The sequence below is a fragment of the Amycolatopsis sp. WAC 04169 genome (assembly GCF_003947535.1).
GTDB classification, from domain to species: Bacteria; Actinomycetota; Actinomycetes; order Mycobacteriales; family Pseudonocardiaceae; genus Amycolatopsis; species Amycolatopsis keratiniphila.
The window spans coordinates 26,825-52,052 of sequence record NZ_QHJI01000007.1; the positions used below are offsets into that span (position 1 = coordinate 26,825).

General features: G+C 69.9%; 24 protein-coding genes. 6 read left to right on the plus strand and 18 right to left on the minus strand.

Features of this window, described 5'->3' with window-relative positions; all coding sequences use genetic code 11:
• Window positions 1–51: 51 nt before the first annotated feature.
• From DMC61_RS19570 to DMC61_RS19615, 11 genes are all read right to left on the minus strand, one after another.
• On the minus strand, window positions 52–1,467 hold the full coding sequence (locus tag DMC61_RS19570; protein WP_125690507.1) for an AMP-binding protein: 1,416 nt from the start codon (window positions 1,465–1,467) through the stop codon (window positions 52–54).
• A 21-nt stretch (window positions 1,468–1,488) separates the two neighbouring features.
• Window positions 1,489–2,181 (minus strand): DUF899 domain-containing protein, encoded by a 693-nt coding sequence (locus DMC61_RS19575; RefSeq protein WP_016334050.1) that lies wholly within the window; start codon window positions 2,179–2,181, stop codon window positions 1,489–1,491.
• Window positions 2,178–2,354, minus strand: a complete 177-nt coding sequence (locus tag DMC61_RS41165; RefSeq protein ID WP_158634116.1) for a hypothetical protein — start codon at window positions 2,352–2,354, stop codon at window positions 2,178–2,180. Before DMC61_RS41165 ends, DMC61_RS19575 begins: the two co-directional genes overlap by 4 nt.
• Window positions 2,351–2,686, minus strand: a complete 336-nt coding sequence (locus tag DMC61_RS19580; protein WP_016334049.1) for a helix-turn-helix transcriptional regulator — start codon at window positions 2,684–2,686, stop codon at window positions 2,351–2,353. The genes DMC61_RS41165 and DMC61_RS19580 overlap by 4 nt, the downstream gene beginning before the upstream one ends.
• Entirely contained in the window at window positions 2,676–3,107 is a 432-nt protein-coding gene (locus tag DMC61_RS19585; protein WP_125690508.1) for an SRPBCC domain-containing protein, read from the minus strand. The genes DMC61_RS19580 and DMC61_RS19585 overlap by 11 nt, the downstream gene beginning before the upstream one ends.
• Before the next feature lie 75 nt (window positions 3,108–3,182).
• Window positions 3,183–4,583: an aminotransferase class V-fold PLP-dependent enzyme gene (locus DMC61_RS19590; RefSeq protein ID WP_125690509.1), complete on the minus strand. Its 1,401-nt coding sequence runs from the start codon at window positions 4,581–4,583 to the stop codon at window positions 3,183–3,185.
• Window positions 4,580–5,884: an MFS transporter gene (locus DMC61_RS19595; protein WP_016334046.1), complete on the minus strand. Its 1,305-nt coding sequence runs from the start codon at window positions 5,882–5,884 to the stop codon at window positions 4,580–4,582. The genes DMC61_RS19590 and DMC61_RS19595 overlap by 4 nt, the downstream gene beginning before the upstream one ends.
• A 34-nt stretch (window positions 5,885–5,918) precedes the next feature.
• Entirely contained in the window at window positions 5,919–6,878 is a 960-nt protein-coding gene (locus DMC61_RS19600) for a sphingomyelin phosphodiesterase (RefSeq protein ID WP_125690510.1), read from the minus strand.
• A gap of 17 nt (window positions 6,879–6,895) precedes the next feature.
• Window positions 6,896–8,911, minus strand: coding sequence for a neutral/alkaline ceramidase (locus DMC61_RS19605; RefSeq protein WP_125690511.1), 2,016 nt, complete (start codon window positions 8,909–8,911; stop codon window positions 6,896–6,898).
• A gap of 544 nt (window positions 8,912–9,455) precedes the next feature.
• A complete protein-coding gene (locus DMC61_RS19610) occupies window positions 9,456–10,481 on the minus strand; it encodes an LLM class F420-dependent oxidoreductase (protein ID WP_125690512.1) in 1,026 nt (341 codons plus the stop codon).
• A 12-nt stretch (window positions 10,482–10,493) separates the two neighbouring features.
• On the minus strand, window positions 10,494–11,414 hold the full coding sequence (locus DMC61_RS19615) for an oxygenase MpaB family protein (RefSeq protein WP_125690513.1): 921 nt from the start codon (window positions 11,412–11,414) through the stop codon (window positions 10,494–10,496).
• A 90-nt stretch (window positions 11,415–11,504) separates the two neighbouring features.
• Here DMC61_RS19615 and DMC61_RS19620 point away from each other — a divergent pair, with 90 nt between their 5' ends.
• Window positions 11,505–12,098, plus strand: coding sequence for a TetR/AcrR family transcriptional regulator (locus DMC61_RS19620; protein WP_016334041.1), 594 nt, complete (start codon window positions 11,505–11,507; stop codon window positions 12,096–12,098).
• On the opposite strand, the gene dmpG is transcribed toward DMC61_RS19620, so the two are convergent.
• Both dmpG and DMC61_RS19630 read right to left on the minus strand, forming a co-directional pair.
• Window positions 12,089–13,123 carry a 4-hydroxy-2-oxovalerate aldolase gene (gene dmpG / locus DMC61_RS19625; protein ID WP_125690514.1) on the minus strand — a complete coding sequence of 345 codons (1,035 nt, stop codon included), beginning with the start codon at window positions 13,121–13,123 and terminating at the stop codon, window positions 12,089–12,091. The genes DMC61_RS19620 and dmpG overlap by 10 nt on opposite strands.
• Window positions 13,120–14,022: an acetaldehyde dehydrogenase (acetylating) gene (locus tag DMC61_RS19630; RefSeq protein ID WP_063273523.1), complete on the minus strand. Its 903-nt coding sequence runs from the start codon at window positions 14,020–14,022 to the stop codon at window positions 13,120–13,122. The genes dmpG and DMC61_RS19630 overlap by 4 nt, the downstream gene beginning before the upstream one ends.
• 41 nt (window positions 14,023–14,063) lie before the next feature.
• On the opposite strand from DMC61_RS19630, the gene DMC61_RS19635 reads away from it, so the two are divergent.
• Window positions 14,064–14,831, plus strand: a complete 768-nt coding sequence (locus tag DMC61_RS19635; RefSeq protein ID WP_125690515.1) for an IclR family transcriptional regulator — start codon at window positions 14,064–14,066, stop codon at window positions 14,829–14,831.
• Window positions 14,832–14,836: 5 nt separating this feature from the next.
• Here the strand turns inward: DMC61_RS19635 and DMC61_RS19640 are convergent, their stop codons facing one another.
• From DMC61_RS19640 to DMC61_RS19650, 3 genes are all read right to left on the minus strand, one after another.
• On the minus strand, window positions 14,837–15,940 hold the full coding sequence (locus tag DMC61_RS19640) for an LLM class flavin-dependent oxidoreductase (protein ID WP_125690516.1): 1,104 nt from the start codon (window positions 15,938–15,940) through the stop codon (window positions 14,837–14,839).
• Between the two features lie 90 nt (window positions 15,941–16,030).
• Window positions 16,031–16,741 (minus strand): MBL fold metallo-hydrolase, encoded by a 711-nt coding sequence (locus DMC61_RS19645; protein WP_125690517.1) that lies wholly within the window; start codon window positions 16,739–16,741, stop codon window positions 16,031–16,033.
• An 18-nt stretch (window positions 16,742–16,759) separates the two neighbouring features.
• Window positions 16,760–17,284: a DinB family protein gene (locus DMC61_RS19650; RefSeq protein ID WP_199750042.1), complete on the minus strand. Its 525-nt coding sequence runs from the start codon at window positions 17,282–17,284 to the stop codon at window positions 16,760–16,762.
• A gap of 134 nt (window positions 17,285–17,418) precedes the next feature.
• Between DMC61_RS19650 and DMC61_RS19655 the strand changes: the two genes are divergently transcribed.
• Window positions 17,419–18,270: a DMT family transporter gene (locus DMC61_RS19655; RefSeq protein WP_125690518.1), complete on the plus strand. Its 852-nt coding sequence runs from the start codon at window positions 17,419–17,421 to the stop codon at window positions 18,268–18,270.
• Here the strand turns inward: DMC61_RS19655 and DMC61_RS19660 are convergent.
• Both DMC61_RS19660 and DMC61_RS19665 read right to left on the minus strand, forming a co-directional pair.
• Window positions 18,251–19,288 (minus strand): iron chelate uptake ABC transporter family permease subunit, encoded by a 1,038-nt coding sequence (locus DMC61_RS19660; protein ID WP_125690519.1) that lies wholly within the window; start codon window positions 19,286–19,288, stop codon window positions 18,251–18,253. The two genes, DMC61_RS19655 and DMC61_RS19660, sit on opposite strands and share 20 nt — an antisense overlap.
• 23 nt (window positions 19,289–19,311) lie before the next feature.
• Window positions 19,312–20,355 (minus strand): iron ABC transporter permease, encoded by a 1,044-nt coding sequence (locus tag DMC61_RS19665; protein ID WP_125690520.1) that lies wholly within the window; start codon window positions 20,353–20,355, stop codon window positions 19,312–19,314.
• 199 nt (window positions 20,356–20,554) lie between these two features.
• On the opposite strand from DMC61_RS19665, the gene DMC61_RS19670 reads away from it, so the two are divergent.
• From DMC61_RS19670 to DMC61_RS19680, 3 genes are all read left to right on the plus strand, one after another.
• On the plus strand, window positions 20,555–22,240 hold the full coding sequence (locus tag DMC61_RS19670; protein WP_125690521.1) for an ABC transporter ATP-binding protein: 1,686 nt from the start codon (window positions 20,555–20,557) through the stop codon (window positions 22,238–22,240).
• Window positions 22,237–23,988, plus strand: a complete 1,752-nt coding sequence (locus DMC61_RS19675; protein ID WP_125690522.1) for an ABC transporter ATP-binding protein — start codon at window positions 22,237–22,239, stop codon at window positions 23,986–23,988. The genes DMC61_RS19670 and DMC61_RS19675 overlap by 4 nt, the downstream gene beginning before the upstream one ends.
• Before the next feature lie 113 nt (window positions 23,989–24,101).
• Window positions 24,102–25,187 (plus strand): iron-siderophore ABC transporter substrate-binding protein, encoded by a 1,086-nt coding sequence (locus DMC61_RS19680; RefSeq protein WP_125690523.1) that lies wholly within the window; start codon window positions 24,102–24,104, stop codon window positions 25,185–25,187.
• The last annotated feature ends 41 nt before the right edge of the window (window positions 25,188–25,228 follow it).

Sequence of the window (25,228 nt, forward strand, 5' to 3'; positions counted from 1 at the left end):
ACTTCCGCAACGTTGAAGGTTGCGAAAGTGGCTTTCGCAACCCTTCCCGGCTCAGGCGATACCGCGGCGGTGCCCGCTCCAGAACGGTGCCCGCAACGCCCGCTTGTCGATCTTGCCGATCGCCGTCAGCGGCAGCGCGCCGGTGAAGTCCACATCGGACGGTACGAAATGCTCCCGCCCGAAGAACTCCCTGGCATGCGCCCGGACTTCTTCGGCCGACAGCTCTCCCGAGGCGACCACCACGGCGTGGACCCGTTCGCCCTCGCCGTCGTCGCCCGGCACGCCGAACACGGCCACGGAACGGATCAGCGGATGCCGTGCGAGCGCGTTCTCGACCACGGTCGAGTACACCTTGGTGCCGTGCTCGCCGGTGATGATGACGTCGTTCGCCCGGTCCAGCAGGTAGAGATAGCCCTCGTCGTCGAACCGCCCGAGATCGCCGGTCCGCAGCCAGCCGTCCCCGATCGGCGCCGAACCGTGGTAGCCGTCCATCATGGACAGTCCGCGCACCAGCACCTCCCCGTCGTCGATCCGCGCCTCCATGCCGGGGACGATCCGGCCGACGGACTCGAGCCGCTCCGGCCGCCCGTCGAGTTCCGCCGCGGAGATGCTCGCGATCATCGGCGCCTCGGTGAGCCCGTATCCCTGCCCGACCACCGGCCCGAACACGTCGAGCGCCTGGGCCAGCCGCCGCGGCGGCAGCGGGGCGGCGCCCAGGGAAAGCTGCCGCACACTGCCGACGTCGGTCGACGTCATGACCGGATGGTCGAGCACCGCGGCCAGCCGCGCGGGGGTGAGGGACAACGAGGTGATCCGGTGTTCCGCGATCGCCTCCAGCACGGCACCCGCGTCGAAACCCCGCAGCAGCACCACGCTTTCCCGCCGCAGGATCGCGCCCAGCACGGTGGCGTTGCCGGTCATATGCGTCATCGGCGCGATCAGCAGGGTACGTCCCGGCCCGGCCGGATCCGGCGCGAAGATATGGGCCATCCCGTCGTAGATCCCGCTGTGCCGGATGAGTTTCGGCGTTCCGGTGGTGCCACCGGTGGGGAACACGACAGTGACCGACGCCGGCAGTTCCGCCGGGTCGGTACCGTCGCGATCCACCAGTTCGCCGAGCGTGGTCACCCTCGCGTCGCCGGCGGGCCAGTCCGCCGCGCGCTCGGCCACCAGGGTCGTGACCCCGGCCGCCTCGACCGCGGCGAGGCGATCCGGCGCACTCACCGACGCGGCGACGAGCAGAACCGTCGAACCCCGCAGCTGGGCGGCGATCTGCAGGAGGACGGTTTCGGGCCGGTTGCCGGCGTCGATGGCGACCACCCCGCCCTCCGGCAGCCCCGCGTACATCCGGCGTACCAGTTCGAGCGCCTGCCCGTAACCGGTCTCCACACCGTCCTGGACGAACAGCACCTCGTCGCCACCCGATCGAAGCGCGTCCAGCACCCGGGTCAGAAACAGACTCTCCACCGGCCGGACCCTAGCCCAGGCTCACGACCCCGAGCAGCACCCGCCGCCGGACGACGCGGGTTCCTCGTACGCGTCGTGCCAGTTCCACCATTCGTATGGCGGCGTCTGCGGGTAGCCCTCGGGCGAGTCCTCCCACTCCTCCTGCCGCCCCAGCGCGGTGATGTCGAGGTAGCTCCAGGTGCTGCCCATCGTCTCGTCGCCGCGATCGTTGACGAAATACGTCCGGAACACCTGGTCGCCCTCGCGGATGAAGGCGTTGGTGCCGTGCCACTCGTCGACGCCGAAATCGACGTCGAAGTCACCGGTGATCGTGTACCACGGCATCGTCCAGCCCATCCGCGTCTTCAGCCGCGCGATGTCCGGCTGCGTGCCTCGCGAGGCGAAGGCCAGCGTGGTGTCGCGGGCGTTCAGATGCGCGACGTGCGCGACTTGGTCGGCCACCAGCGAGCAGCCTTTGCAGGCGTGGTCGGGGAAGCCCTCCACGCCGGGATCGAAGAAGGCCCGGTAGACGATCAGCTGACGGCGTCCCTCGAACAGGTCGAGCAGGTTCACCGTCCCGGACGGTCCTTCGAACTCGTACGGCTTCTCGATCGCGAGCCACGGCATCCGCCGCCGCTCGGCCGCGAGCGCGTCGCGGGCACGGGTCAGCTCCTTTTCCTTCACCAGCAACCGAAGGCGCGCTTCCTCCCATTCGGCCGCGGACACCGTGTTCATCGCGCCAGCTCCGCGGGAAGCACGCTCTGCCGGTTCGGCTGTCCCCCGGCGGTGGTGATCAGGTCCCGCAGGCTGTACCCGATCTCTTCCGGCCACCACCGGCGGACGTCGGTGAAGGCGTCGTAGACCTGCTGCGGCGTCCGGTCCACGGTGAAGCTCGTCGTGAAGCTCATGCTGAACCCTCCAAATGGTCTTTCAGAGCCGCGAGCGGCCCGTCCCAATCGCGGGCGAGCGCGGCGAGGAACTGCTGGGCGACCTGCATCGGCGCCGAGTGCAGCCGGTAGCGGACACGGCGCCGCTCCCCTTGTTCCGGGGTCACCAGGCCGGCGTCGGTGAGCAGTGCGAGGTGCTTGGCGATGGCCTGCCGAGTGATCGGCAGGCGTTCGGCCAGGTCGGTCGCCGTGGCCGGGCCGCCCGAGGCGAGCGTGGCGAGGATGCTCCGCCTGCTCGGGTCGGCCAAGGCGACGAAGACCTGTTCGGCGATCGCTTCGATGTCAGGCGGCATCGAGGTATTCGATCAGTTCGCCCATTTCGGCCGCCCACCCCTTCGTGTTTCCCTCGAAAGCGACCTGGTGGACGTCGTCCGGCAGCTGGGAAAAACCGGTCTCGACGACGGTGAGCCGCGTGCCTCCGCCGTTCGGGGCGAGGGTGAACTCGACGTAGGTACGACGAGGGTCGTCGTCGGGCAGACCGTAGATGTTCCAGGTGAAGCCGAAGATCTCGGGCTCTTCCACGCGCTCGACGCGCATGGTCGCCTTGTGCCCCTCGTCCCATTTCATCTCGGCGTCGCCACCGGGCCGCAGGTCGATGCTGGCCTGGTTGCCGAACCAGGTGCCCAGCCCTTCGGCCGTGGTCAGCGCGGCCCAGACCTTCGCGGGCGGGTGGGCGATCTCGACGGTGCGTTCGATCCGGTCGGGGAATCCCACGACAGCCTCCTCAAGTAGCAATCAATCGGTTGCTATAAATTTGTATAGCAACCGACTGATTGCGTCAAGGGGAGGTCAGGAGGCCGTGTACAGCGCGCCGAGGAATTCGAGCAGCAGCCGCTCCCGCAGCGGACCGGGCGCCGTGGCCAGCAGGGCGTTGATCTCCGCCATCCGGGTGGGCAATCCCGCGCCGCCGCCCAGACCCGCCGCCGCCAGCAGTCCGGCGAACTGCTCCGGCGTCAGCGTCGCGGGATCCAGCGCGGCGACGAACTCGGCCACCTGCGGATCGACGACGACCGGCCCGGCCGCCCGGGCGGCCGCGACCGAACCAGCGAGATCGGCCAGGAACTCCTTCTCGCTCCCCCGGTTGGCGGCCGTCACGGTCAGGTGCAGGTTCGCGGGCGACGACTCGTGGGCGAACTGCGGCTGGACGTACCAACCGCGCTCGCGCATCTCGTCCGCGACGGTGAACAGGTCGAACCCGGCGTCATCCGCCACGGTGAACGCGAGCAGGGTCGACACCGGATCACCGAGGACCCGCAACCCGTCCAGCGCCTCGATCCCGGCACGGAGGTCCACGGCCGCCTCGCGCGCCGCGGAAGCCAGCGTCCGGTAACCCTCTTCGCCGACATGACGCACGACGGCCCACGCGGCGGCGAGCGGTCCGCCGGAGCGCGTGCTCTGCAGCGTGGTGTTCAGCATCGTGTAGCCGGGCCAGTCCGCGCTGGCGAAGTACTGCGAACGGCGCAGGCCGGCGTCGGCGTGCAGGAGGACCGACACGCCTTTCGGGCAGTACGCGTACTTGTGCAGGTCCACCGAGACGCTGGTGACACCGGGAACGTCGAAGCCGAACGGGCCGAGCCCCAGGTACGGCAGCACCCAGCCGCCGATACAGGCGTCGACGTGGAACCGGACGCCGTCCAGCAGGGCGGCGATCTCCGGGATCGGGTCGAGGACGCCGTGGGCGTACGACGGCGCGCTCGCGACGACGAGCACCGTGCTCTCGTCGACCGCGGCGGCCATCGCCTCGGGGACGGCGCGGAAGGTCACCGGATCGACCGGCACCGCAACCACGCGCACACCGAAGAAATGCGCCGCCTTGTGGAACGCTGCGTGCGCGGTCGTGGGCAGCACGATGTTCGGCGAGGTCACCTCCGGACGCGCGTCGCGCGCGGCCAGGACGGCGAGCATGCACGACTCCGTACCGCCCGAGGTCACCGAACCGACCGTCTCCGCCATGCCGCCCAGGAGCCGCGCGGCGGTGCCGACGAGGTCGTTCTCCATCCGCAGCAGGCTGGGGAAAGCCGTCGGATCGAGCCCGTTGGCCGACGAGGCCAGCGCGTGCGCGGCCGCGCCGAGTTCGTCCACTTCGGACAGACCGCTGTCGTAGACGTACGCGAGCGTCCGGCCGCCGTGGGTCGGCAGGTCGCCCGCCCGAAGTTCCCGGAGCTCCTTCAGGATGTCCTCGGCGGTCACGACCGGCGCTCCAGGACCGACCTCCGCAGGAGCGGGATGCCGAACAGGATCAGCACCGCCGGGAGGATCGACGCGCCGAGCAGGATCGCCGTCAGCGCGCTGTCCGGCTGCGCGGCCCCCGGGGCGAGACTGGACTGGTAGCCGCCGAACTGCAGCACCAGTCCCCAGATCCCCGGGCCCAGCGCCAGTCCCAGCGTTTCGGACGCGGTCCACACCCCGGCCGCCACCCCGGCCCTGGTCTCCCCGGTCCGCTCCTCTTCGTCGCTGATCAGATCCGGCAGGATCGCCAGCGGGAACACCGAGATCCCCGCGTAGCCGACGCCGCAGAAGGCGACGAACACCATCGTGACGGGGAACGGGAACACCTTCGCGCCGAGAAGCCCGAACAGACCGACGCCGAACGCGGCGGTCGCGAGCCGGAACCCGACCAGTTTCCCGACACTCGCCCCGAGCTTGGGCCACAACGGCATCGTCAGCAGCGCCGGACCGACGAAACCGACGAACAGGACCGTGGCGTAGCCGGAACTGCCGAGGATCCGCTCGGCGAAGAACGGGATCGCGGCCAGCACCGTGCCGATACCGAGCGCCTGCACGAAGTAGACGCCGAGCAGCCAGCGGAACGGCCGCCACTGCGCGAGCGTCCGGAGCAGTTCACGCGGGCTTACCGTGTTCGGCCGCAGTGCGCCGACGGGCGCGTCCTTCAGCCCGAAGTACACGCCGAGCGTCGCCAGCAGGATGATCACGGCGATGAACACGCCCATGACGCGGTAGCCGGTGACGCCGCCGACGAGTTCGGTGATCGCCGGGGCCCCACCGCCGCAGATCAGGATGGCGACCGCGAGGAAGCCGATCCGGATGCTGGTCAGCTTCGTGCGTTCGTCGGCGTTGTCGGTCAGTTCGGCGGGCAACGCGTTGAACGGCACCTGGAAGAACGCGTACGCGGTGGCGCACAACAGGAACACGACGACGACGTAGATCGCGTCGGGCACCGGGCCGCCGAAGCCGGGGTGGGCGAACAGGGCCGCGAAGAGGATCGACACGCCGATACCGCCGAAGAGCAGGAACCGGCGGCGGCTGCCGGTGCGGACCATGTCCGCGTCCGACAGCCTTCCCGCGATCGGGTTGAAGAGCACGTCCCACGCCTTGGGAATGAACACGATCGCGCCGGCGACGCCCGCGGCGACACCCATCGTGTCGGTGAGGTACTTCAGGAGGAGCAGGCCGGGAACCGTGCCGAAGGGGCCGGTGACGAACGAGCCGAGCGAGTAGCGGTACCTCGTCCGTGCTGGCAGGGCTGCCATGATCCTCCTCGAGGCGGTTCTCCCGATGAAGGCCTCAGTATTGGATCTTGGCCACCACCGGGTAGTGGTCGGAGGGAATCGTGCCACCGTCGTAATGCACGAGCTGTACCGGGCCGACAGCGGCGAGTGGACGGCCGCCCGCGCGTACGGCCCCGACGTAGTCCAGCGAGTCGCGGTAGGTCGCCGGAACGGACTTCGCCGCGTTCGAGTTCGTCGCCGCGTCGAAGGTGTACGCGCCTTCGCCCGTCGTGCGGAGAACGCCGTCGAGGAAGGCCTCGCCCTGCTGGACCTGGGTCCGGCCGAGGGAATCCTTGCGCGTTTGTCCCGCCCAGTACTCGATGTTCAGGTCGCCCGCGATGACGACCGGCTCGCGGGCGGGGGCGTATTTCGTGACCAGGTCCCGGATCTCGCCGAGCTGCGCCATCCGGACGTCATGCGCCTTCGGCAGCGTCTCCGGCTCCTCGTCGGCCTGCATGTGGGTGCCCGCGATCCAGACCGGCTTCCCGGCGACGACCAGACGGGCGAGCGCGGCACCCTTGTTCGACAGATAGTCCGCGGTACCGGAGTAGGAATTGCGGAAGACCAGCTGGTGCTGTTCGGTCACCGGCGCCTTGCTCAGCACGGTGACGCCGCCGTTGACCACGATCGGGGAATTCGAGCAGTTGCCGTTCACCGTGGTCCAGCCTGGTGACGTGGAACAGTACTGGCCGACGAGCGGGGTCTGATGCGGCCAGACGTCCTTCAGCCGGTTCCGCAGTTCCTCCGCCTGGGCGCTGAACGCCTCGTCCAGGACGACGACGTCGGCATCGTTCGCGCGGATGACATCCTCCGCCGCGCGAGCCCTGGCCTGTTTGTCCGAAGTGTTCGGGCTGGCGATCCAGGGCAGCTGCCAGATGTTGAACGCCATGACCTTCACCGAGACCGCCGCCTGGGCGGGGACGGCGGATCCGGCGAACAGGGCGGCGGCGATGGCGAGTACGGCAAGCTTCCGCACGAAAGCCCCTTTCGGTGTCAGGAAACGACGAATGTCCGCGAAGTCCCGCTGAACGCGGAGATCGCCCCGTTCCAACCGTTCTTCCAGTTGCCGAAGTGGACCACGCGATATTTGCCGATCGGGGCGTTCGCGGGGATCTTCCAGTGGACGACGGCTTTCGATTCGGCGACGAACGTCCGCGCCCAGTGGTATTTCGTGTCCCAGTCGCCGTCGTCGGCGTGGCGGACCCACTTGCCGTCGACCAGCCGCTGGATCTCCAGGAAGGTGCCGCCGCGCCGGAGATCGTTCTTCGGATGCCCGGTGACGAACTCGACCGCGACCTGTTCGCCGCGCGCGTAGGTGCTCTTCGCGTCGGTCAGGACGTCACCGAAGCTCTTGAACGCGGGCGGGCTGTCGAAGACGACGCCAGGCTGGAAATTGATCAGTTTGCCGCGCAGATCACGCGGCGTCGGGCCGTGCGGGACCGATGTCCCCGCCTTCATCGCCACCGCGAGTTTGGCGAATTCCTGCTGGTACGCCGGAAGCGTGTAGCGGCCGTAGAGGGTCGACGCGCCTTCGTACTGCTGCGAGTCGTACTCCTCGGGCGTGGTGACGTACTGGCTGTAGGCGTTGGCGTAGCCCTGGATGAGCACGTTCTCCAGCGGGACACCGAGTTCGGCGGCGACGGTCCGGCGCAGGCGCAGCCCGGCGACGATGGTCAGCTCGGCGGGCACCGCAACGAGATGCAGCTGCCCGATCCGGACGAGCTGCAGCGGCAGGACCTCCGGCGTCCACGGATACGGCTTCATCGCGCCGAACGGCACCGCGATCACCTTCGGCGCGTGCGCGTCGGCGAGTGCCTGCGGGATCGGCGCGTCGATGCCGCCGAGCCAGTCGATGAACGGGTTCTTGACCCCTTCCGGCAGCGGCAGGCCGGGGCCGTCCTCGCGGCTGCCCGCCAGCATCGAGACGCCGATCGCGGCGGTGCAGGTGCGCTGCGGCCGTCCGTTCGGCGTGTACTTCGCGTCGACGGCCACGTCGGACATATCCACGTAGCACATCCGGTGGTCGACGCCGCCCGTCAAGGCCTCGGCGGCGGCGTCGAAGGCGCTCTTCGCCGCGCGGAACTGGAGGTCGCCGATGGTGCGGGTGTTCTCGAACTCGGTCTCGGGCGTGCCGGGTTCGAGGTTGAGGTTCGGGCTCATGTCGCCGGTGTTGGTTTGCGGGAAGGCGGCGACGAACCGCGGGTTCCCGTCGAGGTAGCGCACGCCGGCGTGGTCGTGCTCCCACTCGTAGGCGGCGTAACCCTTGTTGTCGCCGCTGATCAGGTGGTTGCCGTTGCTCATCGACGTCCCGTGCGTGGCGAACCAGCTGATCGCGCCGACGTCGACGCCGTTCCGGCTGAACCGCAGCACCGTGACGGCCGGGTCGATCGCCTGCGGGAAGTGCTCCTTGTCGGCCTGCGGGTTCAGGTCGAAGGCCTTGCGGGACCGGTTGACGCTCGCCTTGGTGAGCTCGGCGCGGCCGAGCCGGATCGACCCGGGCGCGAGGTCCGAGTGCGCGCGGCCGATGGCCTCGACGATCCCGTCGACGTGCGCGTCGTACACCTGCTGCTGGAAGCCGAGGATCGCCAGATCGTAAGCGGCGTAATGGGAATCCCCGCCGCACGCGGAGTGGGTGTGCGTGGCGTTGAGCAGCACGTTCTGCTCGGTGTACAGGTCGCCGTACTCGGCCTGGAGCTTGCGCAGCACGCCTTGGTGGACAGACTGGAACAGGGCGCCGAGGTCGGCGGTGACGAAGGCGATCCGCTTGGCCCCGTCGTCGACCACGAACGCCCGCGCCCGGGTGCGGAGGTGGATGCCGGCGGTCTGCTGCTGCGGCATCGAGTAGCCCATCATGCCGTTCTCGGCCGCCGGGCCGGTGACGTCGGAAAGGCCGACGCCGACGCGGAAACCCCTCGCCGGCGCCGCTTGCGCCTGCTGGGCGCCGAGCACGCTCGCCGCGACGGGCAACGCCGCCGCACCCGCGAGAACCCGCCTCCGGCTCACCGTCATGAGTCGCACCTCCCGGCCACGAACATGAACCGACTTCATGTTCGTGGCCGGGACGCTACGTGATGGGGCTCACTGCCGCAACCCCACGAAAGGCGGGCCAGTGGCGAAGCGACCCCGGGATTGTCCATGCGGGATGCGAGGGTGCCTCGCACCCGCGAACCCTGCTCGGCGTGTCCACAAAGGACGTTCCACGACGGTTGAGCAACTAATTTCCTGATATGCAGGAGTCCATGTCGGGTCGTTAGTGAGGCCTCAGAGTTCGATGGCATCGGACTAGCGCCGCGGGCACGGTCGAGTGTGGAGGATTTGGGACGTTCAATGTCCCAAATCCTCCACACTCGAGTCACCTGACCGGCACGAGGGCCGACTGCTCGGCATGCCGAGTGTTGACGATGTGGGAATCGGGACGTTCAGTGTCCCAATTCCCACATCGTCAAGGGGACGCTCGCGTCTCGATCTTGATCAACGGAGCAGTGGGGACACTCGACGTCCCAAATCCTCCACACAACCTTTCGCATTTAGAGGACTAAATGCATGCCGGGCATTACCCGAGGGTCTCGGCGACCTTCGTGAGCGTCGCGGCATCCCCCCGCAGCAGCAGCGTCGTCACCACGGTCTCCTCCCACGCCGCCAGTTCGTCGCGGATCTTCTCCGCCGGCCCGATCAGCGACGTGTCCTCCACCAGTGACGTCGGGATCGCGGCCGTCGCCTCGTCCTTGCGCCCGGCCAGGTACAGCTCCTGGACCTTGTCGGCGACGTCCTCGTACCCCATCCGGGCGAAGACGTCGTGATGGAAGTTGACCGATTTCGCGCCCATACCGCCGATGTAGAGCGCGAGCGACGGTTTGATCCAGCTCGCGGCCTCCTCGACGTCGTCGTGCACGAGCACCGGGACGGACGCGGCGACCTCGAAGTCGTCGAAACCGTGCCGGGCACCGGGACGCGAGAAGCCTTCCTCCAACGCCGTCCGGTAGAAGGCGTCGCTCTTGGGAGAAAAGAACAACGGGAGCCAGCCATCGCAGATCTCCGCCGACAGCGCCACGTTCTTCGGCCCCTCCGCGGCGAGGAAGATCGGGATCTCCTTGCGGAACGGGTGCACTGTGGACTTCAGCGGTTTGCCGAGCCCGGTGCCGCCTTGCAACGGCAACTGGAAATGCTGCCCGTCGTGCGTCACCGGCGCCTCACGCGCGACGACCTTCCGCACGATGTCGACGTACTCTCGGGTGCGCGCGAGCGGCTTCGGATACGGCTGCCCGTACCAGCCTTCGACCACCTGCGGCCCGGACGCGCCGAGCCCGAGCACGAACCGCCCGCCGGACAAATGGTCCAGCGTCAGCGCGTGCATCGCCGTCGCGGTCGGGGTGCGCGCCGACATCTGGACGATATTGGTGCCGAGCTTGATCCGGCTGGTCGACGCGCCCCACCAGGCGAGCGGGGTGAACGCGTCCGAGCCGTAGCCCTCGGCGGTCCACACCGAATCGAAGCCGAGTTCTTCGGCCCGCAGGATCGCGTCCAGCGCGCCTTCCGGCGGGCCGGAGGACCAGTAACCGAGGTGGTAACCAAGCTTCATCGAGGCTCCTCGTCAGACGTTCGGTGAGTAGTGCTCGGGTTTGCCCCGCTCCGAAAGCGGCGGAAGGTTCCTCACGGGAGTCTCGACCAACGGCGCGTCCGGGGCCAGTTCGCCACGCTCGCGGCGCCAGCCGGCCCTGGCCCGCGGGTGGTAGCGGCGATCGCGCGGGACCAGCTTGAACGCCGCGTTGATCAGCTTCCCCACCCGGCGGTGCCGTCGCTCGTCGCGTTCGGTCCAGGTGTAGCCGAGCCGCTCGCGGATCGGCGGGTCGTACAGGCCGATCGTCAGCCAGACGAAGTTCCGCGCCACGTGCCCGCGCACGAGGTTCCACGCGAAATCCGGCAGCCAGGGCAGGAAATGCGGTTTGGCGATGTCCCCGATCTCGAGGACGTCGCGCGTGGCCTTGTTGTCCTCCAGCACGTCCTCGCACATGCGCTTCCAGTACAGCTGGAAGTCCTCCCACGACTCCGGCACCGGGCGCATGCTCATCCCGTACATCTCGTACCACTGCACGTGCTCGTCGAAGAGTTTCCGCTTCTCGGCCTCGCCGATGCCGCCACAGAAGTTGTCGGCGATGAGGATCGCGGTCACGAAGAACGTCGAATGCGCCCAGTAGAACGTGTCCGGGTTGAGCGCGTGGTAGCGCCGCCCGTGTTTGTCGACGCCCTTGATCCGATCGTGGTAGCCGCGCACCTCCAGCGCGGTCTGCCGGGCGCGCGGGCCGTCGTAGATCACTCCCCCGATCGGGTACAGCGAGCGGAACAGCCGCTGCCAGCGCTCCTCGAAGAACCGCGAGTGTTCTTCGACGCCCGCACCCAGCTCGGGGTGCATGTTCTGCATGGATCCGGCCCAGAGCGCGATGAGCAGCCCGCGCCAGTCGCCGAAGTACTTCCAGGTCAGCGAATCCGGTCCCAGCGGCCGTGGCTGCGTCATCCCCGGTCTCCTCAATGAGCTGGTTAAATTGACCACAACTGTTGTCAGGTTAAAGTTGACAACGGCCGTAGTCAACAAGAGGAGCCGATCATGGCCGGCCGAAGCTGGGCAGGCACGACCCTGGACGACCGCAAGGCCGCGAGGCGGGGACAACTCGTCGACGCGGGCCTCGACCTGCTCGGCACCCAGGGCAGCGCGGGGGTGAGCGTCCGCGCGGTGTGCCGCCACGCCAAGCTGACGGAGCGGTACTTCTACGAGAGCTTCACCGACCGCGAGGAACTGGTCGTCGCGGTCTACGAGCACATCGGCGAGCAGGCGCGTCAGGCGCTCGTCGACGCGGTCAGCGACACGGCCGAACCCGCCGAGCGGGCCAAGGCCGCCGTCCGCGCGTTCGTCGAGTTGATGCTCGACGACCCGCGCAAGGGCCGGGTGCTCCTGCTCGCGCCGATCACCGATCCCGCGCTGACGACGCGCGGGATCGCGCTCCTCCCCTCCTTCGCCGAGCTGGTCAGCGGTCAGCTGTCGCACGGTGACGCGGCCGAGCGGCAGATGACCTCGATCGGGCTGGTGGGCGCGCTGAGCAACGTGTTCATCGCCTACCTCGACGGCTCGCTCAAGGTGAGCCGCGAGCGCCTGATCGAGCATTGCGTCCGCCTCGTGCTCGGCGCCGACCGTCAACCTTGACCGCGTTCGGCGACCAGTTGCAGGGCGATGTCGATGATCATGTCCTCCTGCCCGCCCACGTACTTCGCGGCGCCGACGCGGTAGAGGATCTCGTGCGCCGGGACGTCGTAGCGTTCCGCCGCGCGTTCGGCGTGCAGGAGGAAACTCGAGTACACCCCGGCGAAGCCCTGCACGATCGACGACCGGTCCATCACCGGCAGCCGGGTGATGTAGGGCTTCACGACGTTCTCGGCCGCTTCCATCAGCACGTCCTTGTCGACGCCCGTGCGGATCCCGAGCCGCTCGAAAGTGGCCGCGAGGACCTCGGTCGGCGAGTTGCCCGCGCCCGCGCCGAGTGCCACCAGCGAACCGTCTATCTGCCGCGCGCCCGCCCGGTAGGCGAGCACCGAGTTCGCGACGCCGAAGCTCAGGTTCTGGTGCCCGTGGTAGCCGACCTGCGCCTCGTCCCCGAATTCCGCGACCAGTGCGGCGACGCGTTCACTCGCGTCCTCCAGGATCAGCGCCCCGGCCGAGTCGACGACGTAGACGCACTGACATCCGGCGTCGACCATGATCCGGCCCTGTTTCGCGAGCGCCTCGGGCGTGGACATATGCGACAGCATTAGGAAACCGACCGTCTCCAGCCCGAGCTCGCGCGCCGCGCCGAAGTGCTGGACGGAGACGTCGGCCTCGGTGCAGTGGGTCGCGATCCGGACCGCGCCCGCGCCGAGGTCCGCGGCCACCCGCAGGTCGCCGACCGTGCCGAGTCCCGGCAGCAGCAGCACCGCGATCTTCGCGTGCCGCGCCTCGTCGACCGCCGCCTCGATCAGCTTCCGTTCGTCCACAAGGGAAAACCCGTAGTTGAACGTCGAGCCGCCGAGCCCGTCGCCGTGGCTGACCTCGATCAGCGAGACCCCGGCGTCGTCCAGCGCCCGGACGGTGTCGCGCACGTTCTTCTCGGTGAACTGATGCGCCATCGCGTGGCTGCCGTCGCGCAGGCTCGTGTCGACGATCCGGACCTCACGGCTCACGTCGTCCCAGCTCATGCCGCCACCTCCTGAGTGGCCAGAAGGTCGCCGACACGGGCGGCCGCGGCCGTCATGATGTCGAGATTCCCGGCGTATTTCGGCAGGAAGTCCCCGTTCCCGGCGACCTCCAGGAACACCGCGACCCGCGCCTGCCCGCTCCAGCCAGGCCGGGGCGGGTCGTACTGCGGATCCGCCTTGAGCGTGTAGCCCGGCACGTAACCCTGGACGGTCTCGACCATCCGGTGGATGGATTCGCTCACCGCGTCGAAGTCCGCGTCCGGGTCGATCGCGCAGAACACGGTGTCACGCATGATCATCGGCGGCTCGACCGGGTTGATGATGATGATCGCCTTGCCGCGGCTCGCTCCCCCGACGAGTTCGATCCCGCGCGCCGTCGTCGCGGTGAACTCGTCGATGTTCGCGCGCGTGCCGGGCCCGGCCGAACGCGACGAGACGGACGCGACGATCTCGGCGTAGGGCACCGGCGTCACCCGCGACACCGCGTGCACGATCGGGATCGTGGCCTGGCCGCCGCAGGTGATGAGGTTGACGTTGGGCACGTCGAGCCGCTCGGGCAGGCCCACCGCGGGGCAGGTGAACGGGCCGACCGCGGCCGGGGTCAGGTCGATCGCGCGGATCCCGGCGGTGGCGTAGCGCGGCGCGTTCGCCAGATGCGCCTTCGCCGAAGTCGCCTCGAAGACCAGGTCCGGCAGCTCGTCCCGCGACAGCAGCCAGTCCACACCCCCGGCGGAGGTTTCCAACCCCAGCTCCGCGGCCTTCGCCAGCCCGTCCGACTCCGGGTCCACGCCGACCATGTACCGCACCTCGACGTGCTCGCTGCGCCTCAGCTTCGCGAGCAGGTCGGTGCCGATGTTCCCGGGACCGACGATCGCGGCCACCGCTTTCCGTTGCGCCATGCCAGGTGACGCTCCCCGAGCGGATAGGGCATACTCAACCCATGCGTGCCGCTGGGCGGAACGACGACCCGGAACGAACCGGAGCGGACGGCCTCGTCGCCGCCCGTATCTCCGCGCTGCTCTCCGCTTTCCGCCCCGGCGACGACGCGCTCGGCGTCTCCGAGCTGGCACGGCGGACAGGGCTGGCGAAGTCGACCGTCCACCGGCTCACCGGGCATCTGGTCGCGACCGGTCTGCTCGAACGCGAGGGCGCGGCGTTGCGGCTCGGGCTCAAGCTGTTCGAGATCGGCCAGCTGGCGGTCCGGCGCCGGGGTCTCGTCGAGGCGGCACGGCCGTATCTCGCGGATCTGCGCGAGGCGACCCGCAACACCGTGCACCTCGCGGTCTTGGAAGGCACCGAGGTGGTCTACCTCGACATCCTGCGAGGGCCCGACGCGCCGTCACTGCCGTCCCGGATCGGCGGCCGGTTCCCCGCGCACGCCACCGGCGTCGGCAAGGCGATTCTCGCGTTCTCGCCGGAATCCGTGGTGACACAAGTGATCGAAGCCGGATTGCCTCGCGTCAGCGTGCGGACGATCACCGCGGCCGGCCTGCTCCGCCGCCAGCTGGCCAAGATCCACGGCGAAGGAATCGCGTTCGAGCGGGAGGAGTCCGGCGTCGGCGTCGTCTGCGCCGCGAGCCCGCTGCTCGACGCGCACGGTGTCGCGGTGGCGGCGCTGTCGATCTCCGGCTGGGCGAATCGCATGCACACCAACCGCGTCGCGCCGGCGGTCCGGACCGCGGCCTTGGCTCTTTCCCGCACCCTGTAAGGGCTTTACGCGACGAGCCCGCGGCGGACCAGCTCCGGCCGCACCCCTTCGCCGAACCAGTACGCCTCTTCCAGATGCGGGTATCCGGACAGGACGAACTCCTCGATGCCGTGCGCGTGGTACTCCTCGATGAGGTCAGCCACCTCGCCGTGGCTGCCGACCAGCGCGGTGCCCGCCCCGCCGCGCACCAGGCCGATGCCGGCCCACAGGTTGGGGTACACCTCCAGGCCGCGGACACCACCGTCGGTCTTCCCGCCGTGCAGCGCGGCCATTCGTCGCTGGCCGACGGATTCGCTGGCGGACAACTGCTTCTGGGTGTGGGCGATCCGCTCCGGGTCGATGGCGTCCAGCAGTTTTCCCGCCTCGGCCCAGGCTTCCGCCGACGTGTCACGGGAAAGCGTGTGCAGCCGGATGCCGAACCGGATCTTGCGACCCTGCTCCTCGGCGAGTTCGCGGACCTTCGCGATCTTCTCGGCGACCTGCGCGGGCGGCTCGCCCCAGGTCAGGTAGACGTCGGCGTGCCTCGCCGCGACCGGCAGCGCCGCCGCGGACGACCCGCCGAAGTAGATCGGCGGGACCGGATCCGGCGCCTCGCGCGTGGTCGCGCCTTCGACCTTGACATGTTCGCCGTCGAAATCGAACGGCTTGCCGCTCCATACGCCGCGCACGATCTCGAGGAACTCGCCGGTGCGGGCGTACCGCTCGTCATGGTCGTGCCAATCGCCGAACCGGCGCTGCTCGACGGCGTCGCCGCCGGTCACGACGTTGAGCAGCACACGCCCCTGTGAAATCCGCTGGAACGTCCCGGCCATCTGCGCGGCCAGCGTCGGCGAGATCGTCCCGGGACGGAACGCGACCAGGAATTTGAGGCTTCGCGTTTCGCGGATCAGCGCGGCCGTCGTCAGCCAGGCGTCCTCGCACCAGGTGCCGGTCGGCGTCAGGACGCCTTCGAAACCGTTGGCCTCGGCGGCGCGGGCGACCTGCGCGAGATAGTCGAGGCTCGGCTCACGCGCGGAGGACGCCCCGGCGGCGCGGCTGGCGTGGAAGTGCTCGACGATCGTCCGGCCGTCCCCGGTGGTGGGCAGGAACCAATGCAGCTTGAGCGTCACGGTTCCGAGCTTCGGCTTCCGGGGCGGGCCGGGTCAATCGGCGGGCTCGGCGTCCCGCGATCTGGACGCGTTTAGTCCTCTGGATGCGCCTCAGCCGCCGAACATCAGCCGCCATTCCTCCAGCGACTTCGGCTGGAACACGAAGTTCGTGCCCTTCACCCGCGACAGGTTCGCCGACGGATCGGCGGAGTACTGGTGCCCCGGATAGACGACCGGATCCCCGTCCAGCCCGGCAAGCCACTGCAGGCTCCGGTAGATGGCTTCCGCGTCGCCGCCGGGGAAATCGGTCCGGCCGCAGCCTTCGAGGAACAGCGTGTCCCCCGAGACGAGCTTCCCGTCGACCAGGAAGCACTGACTGCCCGGGGTGTGGCCCGGCGTGTGCAGCAGCCGGATCGGCACCGCGCCGACCTCGAGAACCTCGTCGTGCTCGTGCGAACGCAGATCAGTGCCGGACACGCCCGTGGTGCGGCGGACCCACTCCGCTTCGGCGCCGTTGACGTGGATCGGCACCTGGACACGCTCCAGCAGTTGCGCGATCCCCGGCAGCGAGAACCCCATCATCTCGCCGCCGACGTGGTCGGGGTGGTGATGCGTGGCGAGGACGCCGGTCAACCGCATGCCGTCGGCTTCCAGGAGGTCCAGCAGATCACCGACGGCGTACGCCGGGTCGACGACGACGGCCTCGTTCGTCTCCCGATCGCCGATCAGGTACGCGAAGTTGACCATCTGCGTCGCGATGGGATCCCCGACCGCGAAGTCACGGCCCGCGAGCAACTGCCGGAAGTACAGCCTGTCAGCCATGGCGCACACCTTACGGCGCTACTCCCCCGTGGTTCCGTCGGCCAGCTCCCGAAGGACGTCCAGATGCCCGACGTGGCGCGCGGTCTCCTGAAGCACGTGGGCGAGCACCCAGCGCACGGTGAACTTCCCCGACCTGCGCGCCCGGTCGTCCGGCGAGACGCCGGCCAGCGACGACTCCGACAACGCCCACTCGGCGCGGTACGCCTCGACGACCGAGCGCGGGTCGTCGTCCTCGGCCAGGTCCCAGCTCGGATCCGGTGAGCCTTCCCACAGCGACGGCAGATCGGCACCGCCCGCCTCGATCGAAAGCCACCAGCGTTCCACCGCGGTCAGATGCTTGAGCACCCCCAGTGCGCTCATCCGCGGCGACGACGGCAAGGGGGTCGCAGCGGCCTGCTCCCTGGTCAGCCCGGCGACCTTGTTGACCGCCGTGGCGCGCAGGAAACGCAGGAAGTCCCACTGGATCCCGGTTTCGTCCTCGGCGATCCCGTCCGGCCAGGCCCGCTCCACCGGCTCGGCGCGACTCGAACTCGTGTTCGACATGGACTCACTCTACACATACGGCGATCTCGCGTGATCAGACGGCGATCTCGCGTGATTGAGCGGCGATCTCGCGTGATTGAAGGCGGAACTCGCGAAATCTCGGGGTGGGCGCCGCAGGGCTAGGCTCAGGATCCATGTGGTGGGGATTGATTTGCGCGTTCTTCGCGGCCTGTGCCTACGGCGTCGCTTCGGTGATGCAGGCGATCGCCGCGAAGGCGACTTCGGGCGCCGAAGACCGCGTCGATCCCCGGCTGCTCGTGCGGGTGCTGCGGCAGTGGAAGTTCGTCGCGGGACTGGCGCTGGACGTCATCGGGTTCGTCGCCCAGGTGGCCGCCTTGCGCGTGCTGCCGCTGTTCGTGGTCCAGGCGGCGCTGGCGGGCAGTCTCGCGGTGACCGCGGTCGCCGCGCGGACCCTCGGTGTCCGGCTGGGCCGTCGCGAATGGACGGCGGTCGCGGTCGTCTGCGCCGGGCTCGCGTTGCTCGGGATGTCGGCGGAGAGCGAGGGCTCGGAGCCGACCGGCCTGGGCTTCCGGCTCGTGCTGATCGGTGCGGTGGTCGTCCTCGGCACGGCCGGGATGTTCGCCGGCCGCGCGTCGCGGCGGATCCGGACACCGTCGCTGGGCCTGATCGCCGGACTGTGCTTTGGCGTGGTCGCGCTTTCCGGCCGCGCGCTCACCAGCCTCGCCCCGCTGGATCTGCTGACCGACCCGGCCACGTACACGCTGGGTGTGGCGGGCGCGCTGGCGATGTTGTTCTACGCCACCGCGTTGCAGCGCGGCAGCGTCACCACCTCGACCGCGATGATGGTGATCGGCGAGACCGTCTTCCCGTCCCTGATCGGCGTGCTGGTGCTCGGCGACACCACGCGACCGGGTTTCGCGGCCGTGGCGGCGGTCGGCTTCGTGCTCGCCGTTTCGGCCGCGCTCGCGCTGGCCCGCTTCGGCGAGCCCGCGCCGATCGAGCCGGTCAGCGCGCAGCCGGGCTGACCCCGCGCCGGGACACCAGCAGCCAGGCCAGATACAGCCCGCCGATCGCCCCGGTCACCAGGCCCACGGGCAGTCCCGCGAAGAACTGCTGCGTGACCAGATCGCTCGTGACCAGCAGGAGCATGCCCATCAGCGCGGCGGCGGCGAGCCCCGGTCCCGAAGAGCGGGTGAGCCGCTTCGAAAGCTGAGGTGCGGCGAGGGCCAGGAACGCGATCGGCCCGGCGGCCGCGGTCGCGATCGAACACAGCCCGACACTGACGGCGAGCAGCACGATCCGGCTCCGCTGGACCGGCACGCCGAGCCCCATGGCCGAGTCGTCGCCCATCTCCAGCAGCGAAAGCCTTCTGCCGTAGACGAACCCGGGCGGAAGCAGGACCGCGAGGGCGATCGCGACCGGGACGACGTGCTCCCAGCCGCGTCCGTTGAGCCCGCCGACCAGCCAGGCCTGCGCCGCGAGCCCGTCCTGCCAGGAGGCCCTGGTGATCAGGTAGGAGTTGAACGCGATGAGCATCGCGTTCACGCCGATGCCGACGAGGATCAGCCGGAACGTGTGCACGCCGCCTTTCAGCGCGAGCAGCGCGATCAACGCCGCCGTCGCGACGCCGCCGACCAGCGCGCCCAGCGACACCTGGAGCATGCCGCCGTGCACCACGATGATCGTCAGCAGCGCACCGGCCGCCGCGCCTTCGGTGAAGCCGATGAAATCGGGGCTGCCCAAGGGATTCCCGGACAGGCTCTGCAGGATCGCGCCGCTGACCGCGACCGCGCCGCCGACGAGCAGGGCGGTCAGCAGCCGGGGCAGCCGCAGCGTGGTCACGATGAACTCGGTGGCCCGGTCGCCGAAGCCGAACAGCGTCTGGATCACCTCGCCGACGGACAGCGGGTAGTCGCCGGTGGTCATGCTGACCGCGCCGACGAAGAACACGGCGACCGCCAGCAAGGCGACGACGATCGCGGCCCGCGGCGTGACGCGCAGGGAAAGCCCGCCGCCCGGGGTGCGCAGGACGCGGGTGCTCATCCGTGGGTGCTCCTTGATCGCGGTCACAGGCGGGCCAGCTTCCGGCGGCGGCAGAGCGCGATGAACACCGGCGCCCCGAGGAACGCGACGACGATCCCCGCCTGCAATTCCTCCGGCGGGTTCAGCACGCGGCCGACGACGTCCGCGCCGATCAGCGCGATCGGCGCGAGCAGCATCGAATACGGCAGCACCCAGCGCTGATCCGGGCCGACCAGCATCCGCGCGGCATGCGGCACGGCGAGCCCGAGGAACAGGACCGGCCCGATCGCCGCGGTGCCCGCGCCGCAGAGCAGCATCACCACGACCGCGCCCAGCACCCGGGTGCGGCCCACGTGGGCGCCGAGCGCCTTGCCGGTCTGGTCACCGAGCGCGAGGACGTTGAGCGGGCGCGCGAGCAGCAGCGCGATGATCACGCCGAGTACGACGAACGGCGAGATCTGCAGGAAGACGTCCCATTTGCGGCCGCTGAGCGAGCCGACGTTCCAGAACCGGAACTGGTTGAACGTCTCCGGCATCAGCAGCAGCACACCGACGATGTACGCCTGGAGCACCGCCATCACGGCCGAACCGGCGAGAACCAGCCGGTCCGGCGTGGCGCTGCGGCCCGCCGAGCCGAGGACGTAGACCACGATCGAGGCGATCGCGGCGCCGGCGAAGGCGAACCAGATGTAGCCGAGCACGCTGGTGACACCGACGAACGCGATCCCCGAGACGACGGCGGCCGCGGCACCGGTGTTGACGCCGAGCAGGCCGGGGTCGGCGAGCGGGTTCCTGGTGAGCGCCTGCATCACCGCGCCCGCGAGCCCGAGCGCCGCGCCGACGACCACACCCAGCAGGGTCCGCGGGATCCGGAGGTCGTGGATGATCACCGCGTCGGTCGAGCCGTCGTTGTGCCACAGCACCGACCAGGTGGAGGTGAACGGGATGCTCTTCGACCCCACCCAGATGCTGAGCAGGAACACGAGCGCCAGCAGCGCGAGCCCGACCACCAGACCGCCGGCGCGGAACGTCCGTGCCGCCGTGCTGGGCGGGGACGCCGCTTCGGGCGGGCGTTCGGTGACGACCACGGGACCTCCTTCGAGTGAGGCGAGGCTAACCGAACGCCGGAGTTCACCTCAACGAGCTACCTACTTAGACTAGCCTTACCTACCCCGAACCCCATGGGTGGAGCTGAGGTCGCACGGACAACGGACCGACGCGTGAACGCCCTGTCGACGCGATCGCGGACGCGGGTTCACGAACTGACGAAGAGAATCGGAGGCGCCGGTGACCGCAACGGCCACCACCAGCCGAAGCGTCCTGCGCCAGGCGATTTCCGGGCAACGACGGCAGGTCACGCTCGCATCCGTGCTCGCGGCCGGGCACCAAGGCGGCGAAGCACTCGTTCCGGTGATCATCGGCGTGGTGATCGACCAGGCGGTCGACGGCGGGTCCGTGGGCACGCTCGTGTTCTGGCTCGCCGTGCTCGCCGTGGTCTTCGCGGGACTGTCCTACAGCTACCGCTTCGCCGCGCGGGCGGCCGAAGGCGCGTCGCTGCGGGCCGCGCACGACCTCCGCATCGCGATCAGCCGTCGCGTCCTGCATCCCGGCGGCGGCGCCGAGAACGGCAAGCTCGCCGGGGAACTGGTCAACATCGGCACCAGCGACGCGCAACGCGTCGGGGTGGTGAACGCCGTGCTGCCGTTCGGGATCGCGGCGCTGGCCGGGGTGCTGGTCAGCGCGGTCGCCCTCCTGCGCATCTCGCTTCCGCTGGGGCTCCTCGTGCTGCTGGGCACGCCACCGCTGCTGTATCTCGCGCATCTCATCGGCAAACCGCTCGAACGCCGCAGCGAGGCGGAGCAGGAGCGGTCGGCGCACGCCTCGGGGGTCGCCACGGATCTGGTCTCCGGGTTGCGGGTGCTCAAGGGCATCGGCGCCGAACCGGCCGCCGTCGCCCGTTACCGCGACACGAGCCAGGACTCGCTCAAGGCGACACTGCGCGCCGCGCGGGCCAAGGCCTGGCACGACGGCGCGGTGCTCGCGCTGACCGGCGTCTTCATCGCGATCGTCGCCCTGGTCGGCGGGCATCTCGCGTCGTCGGGGTCGATCAGCGTCGGCGATCTCGTCGCGGCCGTCGGGCTCGCCCAGTTCCTGCTCACGCCGTTCCTGATCTTCTCGTGGGTCAACGGCGAATTGGCACAGGGCCGCGCGTCCGCGTCCCGGGTCGCCGATCTGCTGACCACGCCCGCGGCGGTGGAACCGGGCGACGGCGAACTCCCGTCACCCGCCGGCGGGAACGTGCGGCTCGACGCGGTCTCGTACGGCAGCCTTCGCGGTGTCGACCTCGACGTCCCGGCCGGGCAGCTGATCGGCGTCGTCGCCGCGGATCCGGCCGCGGCGACCGATCTGCTCGACTGCCTCGGCCGCGCGGCCGATCCCGCCGAGGGCCGCGTACACGTCGACGGCGTGGATTTGTCCACTGTGGACCCCGAACGGGTACGGGAGGTCGTCCTGGTCGCGGCGCACGACGCGGACCTGTTCGAAGGGACGCTCGCGGAGAACGTCCGCGCCGGGGATCGCCCGCTCGACGAGGCGCTGGCCGCGTCGGCGGCGGACGAGGTCGCCGCGGCGCTGCCGGACGGCACCGGTACCGCGGTCACCGAACGCGGCCGTTCCCTCTCCGGCGGCCAGCGGCAACGGGTCGCGCTCGCCCGCGCGCTCGCCGCGGACGCGCCGGTGCTCGTCGTCCACGACCCGACGACGGCGGTCGACACGGTGACCGAGGCGAAGATCGCCACCGGGCTCGCCCGGCTACGACGAGGACGGACCACGATCCTGGTGACCACGAGCCCTGCCCTGCTCGCCGTGGCGGACCGCGTCGTCGTCCTCGACGGCGGCCGGATCACCGGCGAGGGCGGCCACGCCGAACTCGTCCGTGATCGCGCCGACTACCGCGCGGCGGTGCTGTCATGACCCGCGAACTCCTGCCCACCGCCGACGGCAAACGGATCCGGGCGGTCCTCGGCGAACTGCTCCGCACGTCGAAGGCCCGCGCGGCGGGCGCGCTCACGCTGCTCGTCGGCGCCACCGCGATCGGGCTGCTCACCGCCCGCCTGCTCGGCCACATCGTCGACCTGGTCATCGAGAAACGGCCCGCGACCGAACTGGCGACGCCGGTGGTGGCGCTGGTCCTGGTCGCCGTCGCACAGGCGATCGCGACGGCGCTGGGTGTCTCGCTCACCGCGAAGCTCGGCGAAACCCTGCTGGCGGAACTGCGTGAACGGTTCGTCGACCGCGCGCTGGGGCTCCCGCTGGAGCAGATCGAACGCGCGGGCTCCGGCGACCTGACCGCCCGCGTCACCAACGACGTCACGGTGGTCGCGCGTGCGGTCCGCGAAGCCCTGCCCGAACTGGGCCGCTCGGTGCTCACCATCGTGCTGACCCTCGGCGCGCTCGCCGTGCTCGACTGGCGATTCCTGCTCGCCGCGCTGCTGGCGGCGCCGATTCAGCTGCACACCGTGCGCTGGTACGTCCGCAACGCCGTCCCGTTGTACGCGAAGCAGCGGATCGCGACGGGCTCGCAGCAGCAGCAATTGCTCGACACGATCGGCGGCGCGAAGACCGTCCGCGCGTTCCGGCTCGCCGACGCCCACGTGGAGCGCGTCCGGCAGCGGTCCGAGGGCGCGATGGACCTGATGCTGCGCGGTGTCCGGCTGATGACGAAGTTCTTCGCCCGCCTCAACCTCGCCGAGTTCATCGGTCTCTCGGCCGTGCTCGCGGCCGGTTTCCTGCTGGTGGGCGCGGACGCGGTGACCGTCGGTGCCGCGACGGCGGCGGCGTTGTACTTCCACAGCCTGTTCGGCCCGATCAACACCGCGCTCGCGCTGGTGGACGACGCGCAAGCGGCCGCCGCGAGCCTCGCCCGGCTGATCGGGGTCGCCGACCTGCCCGCGCCACGCGAACCCGAGCGGCCCGCGAGGCCCGTCGACGCGTCGGTGAAGGCGGCCGGGATCTCTCATTCCTATGTGGACGGACACCCGGTACTGCGGGACGTCGACCTCGACCTCTCCCCCGGTGAGCGGGTCGCGCTGGTCGGGGCGAGCGGGGCCGGGAAGACGACGCTGGCCAAGCTGATCGCCGGGATCCACGCCCCGGCTTCCGGAACGATCTCTGTCGGCGGTGTCCCGCTCGACGAGCTCGGGCCGTCCGAGACGCGGCGGGCGGTCGCGCTGATCAGCCAGGAGGTGCACGTCTTCGCCGGTTCGCTGGCGGACGACCTCCGTCTGGCGCGCCCGGCCGCGTCCGACTCGGATCTGTTGGCGGCACTGGAAAAGGTCGGCGCACGAGGTTGGGCCGAGGCCCTGGGTCTCGCGACGATCGTCGGCGAGGGCGGCCATCAGCTGACGGTCACCCAAGCGCAGCAGCTGGCGCTGGCGCGGCTGGTGCTCGCGGATCCGCCGATCGCGATCCTCGACGAGGCGACCGCGGAGGCCGGGAGCGCGGGCGCGAAAGTCCTCGAAGCCGCCGCGGCCGCCGCTCTGGAGGGGCGGACCGGTCTCGTCGTCGCGCACCGGCTGACGCAGGCGGCCGCGTCGGACCGCGTCGTCGTGCTCGACGCGGGCGAGATCGTCGAAAGCGGGACACACGACGAACTCGTGGCCTCGGGCGGTCAATACGCAACGCTTTGGGCGGCCTGGTCGGACAACCGTTCACAGACGTGACCCGGGACGCACCGTCACCGGTTGCAATCGACCCGTCGGCGTCTTAGGTTAGCCAAACCTGATTCTCGATTAATCCGGCATCCCGCCGGACCTCCGATCACGAAGGACGGATGATGGCCCGAATCCCCACCCTCTCCGCCGTGCGCGGGCGCCTGAAGACCGCCGGCCTGCTGGCGTCCACCCTGGTGCTGGCCGCCTCGCTCACCGCGTGCGGAGGAGGCGGCGAGTCGGCCAGCCCGGCCGCGCAGAACTCCGCCGGCTCCGCGGTCGACGCGAACGCGTTCCCGACCACCATCGAGCACAAGTACGGCAGCACCACCATCACCCAGGAGCCCAAGCGCGTCGTCACGGTCGGCCTGACCGAACAGGACGCGCTGCTCGCCCTCGGCGTGGTCCCGGTCGGGGTCACCGAGTGGCTCGGCAAGTTCCCCGGCACGATCGGACCTTGGGCCACCGACAAGCTCGGCGGCGCCGCGCTGCCCGAGGTCCTCAAGGACGTGGACGGGCCGCAGTACGAGAAGATCGCCGCGCTGAAGCCGGATCTGATCATCGCGCTGTACTCCGGGCTCACCAAGGAGCAGTACGACAAGCTGAGCCAGATCGGTGTCCCGGTCGTCGCGCAGCCCAAGGAGTACAACGACTACGGCATCCCGTGGAACGAGGCGACCAAGAAGGTCGGCCAGGCCGTCGGGCGCGCCACCAAGGCGAACGAGCTGGTCAAGGCCGTCGAGGACAAGTTCGCCCAGGCTCGCAAGGAGCACCCGGAGTTCGCGGGCAAGTCGGCGCTGATGGCGTCGACCTACGAGGGCTACTTCGTCTACGGCAGCCAGGACGGCCGCTCGCACATCCTCGAATCGCTCGGCTTCAAGCTGCCCGCCGACCTCGACGCCGTCATCGGTGACAAGTTCGGCAAGAGCCTCAGCGCCGAACGGACCGACCTGCTCGACCGCGACGCGCTTGTGTGGCTCATCGACACCCCGGCCAAGGCGCAGGAGATCCTCGGCAAGGACGCGCTCTACACCGGTCTCAAGGTGGCGAAGGAAAAGCGCGAGGTCTTCATCGAGAACGAGGGCAACTACGGCAGCGCGGTTTCCTTCGTGACCGTGCTGAGCCTGCCGTACGTGATCGACCGGATCGTCCCGCAGCTGGCCGCCGCGGTCGACGGTAACCCGCAGACCGAGGTCAAGCCGGCCAGCTGAGTCTGGCGGTTGCGCGTGAAGGCCCCCTTCCCTCGGCTGAG

What these genes read in the sequence shown, in the direction of transcription:
- DMC61_RS19575 (WP_016334050.1), bottom strand. Translation starts at nt 2,181, where the DNA reads ATGAACACGGTGTCCGCGGCCGAATGGGAGGAAGCGCGCCTTCGGTTG.
- DMC61_RS41165 (WP_158634116.1), bottom strand. Translation starts at nt 2,354, where the DNA reads ATGAGCTTCACGACGAGCTTCACCGTGGACCGGACGCCGCAGCAGGTC.
- DMC61_RS19580 (WP_016334049.1), bottom strand. Translation starts at nt 2,686, where the DNA reads ATGCCGCCTGACATCGAAGCGATCGCCGAACAGGTCTTCGTCGCCTTG.
- DMC61_RS19595 (WP_016334046.1), bottom strand. Translation starts at nt 5,884, where the DNA reads ATGGCAGCCCTGCCAGCACGGACGAGGTACCGCTACTCGCTCGGCTCG.
- DMC61_RS19605 (WP_125690511.1), bottom strand. Translation starts at nt 8,911, where the DNA reads ATGACGGTGAGCCGGAGGCGGGTTCTCGCGGGTGCGGCGGCGTTGCCC.
- DMC61_RS19610 (WP_125690512.1), bottom strand. Translation starts at nt 10,481, where the DNA reads ATGAAGCTTGGTTACCACCTCGGTTACTGGTCCTCCGGCCCGCCGGAA.
- DMC61_RS19615 (WP_125690513.1), bottom strand. Translation starts at nt 11,414, where the DNA reads ATGACGCAGCCACGGCCGCTGGGACCGGATTCGCTGACCTGGAAGTAC.
- DMC61_RS19620 (WP_016334041.1), top strand. Translation starts at nt 11,505, where the DNA reads ATGGCCGGCCGAAGCTGGGCAGGCACGACCCTGGACGACCGCAAGGCC.
- dmpG (WP_125690514.1), bottom strand. Translation starts at nt 13,123, where the DNA reads ATGAGCTGGGACGACGTGAGCCGTGAGGTCCGGATCGTCGACACGAGC.
- DMC61_RS19630 (WP_063273523.1), bottom strand. Translation starts at nt 14,022, where the DNA reads ATGGCGCAACGGAAAGCGGTGGCCGCGATCGTCGGTCCCGGGAACATC.
- DMC61_RS19635 (WP_125690515.1), top strand. Translation starts at nt 14,064, where the DNA reads ATGCGTGCCGCTGGGCGGAACGACGACCCGGAACGAACCGGAGCGGAC.
- DMC61_RS19645 (WP_125690517.1), bottom strand. Translation starts at nt 16,741, where the DNA reads ATGGCTGACAGGCTGTACTTCCGGCAGTTGCTCGCGGGCCGTGACTTC.
- DMC61_RS19650 (WP_199750042.1), bottom strand. Translation starts at nt 17,284, where the DNA reads ATGTCGAACACGAGTTCGAGTCGCGCCGAGCCGGTGGAGCGGGCCTGG.
- DMC61_RS19655 (WP_125690518.1), top strand. Translation starts at nt 17,419, where the DNA reads ATGTGGTGGGGATTGATTTGCGCGTTCTTCGCGGCCTGTGCCTACGGC.
- DMC61_RS19660 (WP_125690519.1), bottom strand. Translation starts at nt 19,288, where the DNA reads ATGAGCACCCGCGTCCTGCGCACCCCGGGCGGCGGGCTTTCCCTGCGC.
- DMC61_RS19675 (WP_125690522.1), top strand. Translation starts at nt 22,237, where the DNA reads ATGACCCGCGAACTCCTGCCCACCGCCGACGGCAAACGGATCCGGGCG.
- DMC61_RS19680 (WP_125690523.1), top strand. Translation starts at nt 24,102, where the DNA reads ATGGCCCGAATCCCCACCCTCTCCGCCGTGCGCGGGCGCCTGAAGACC.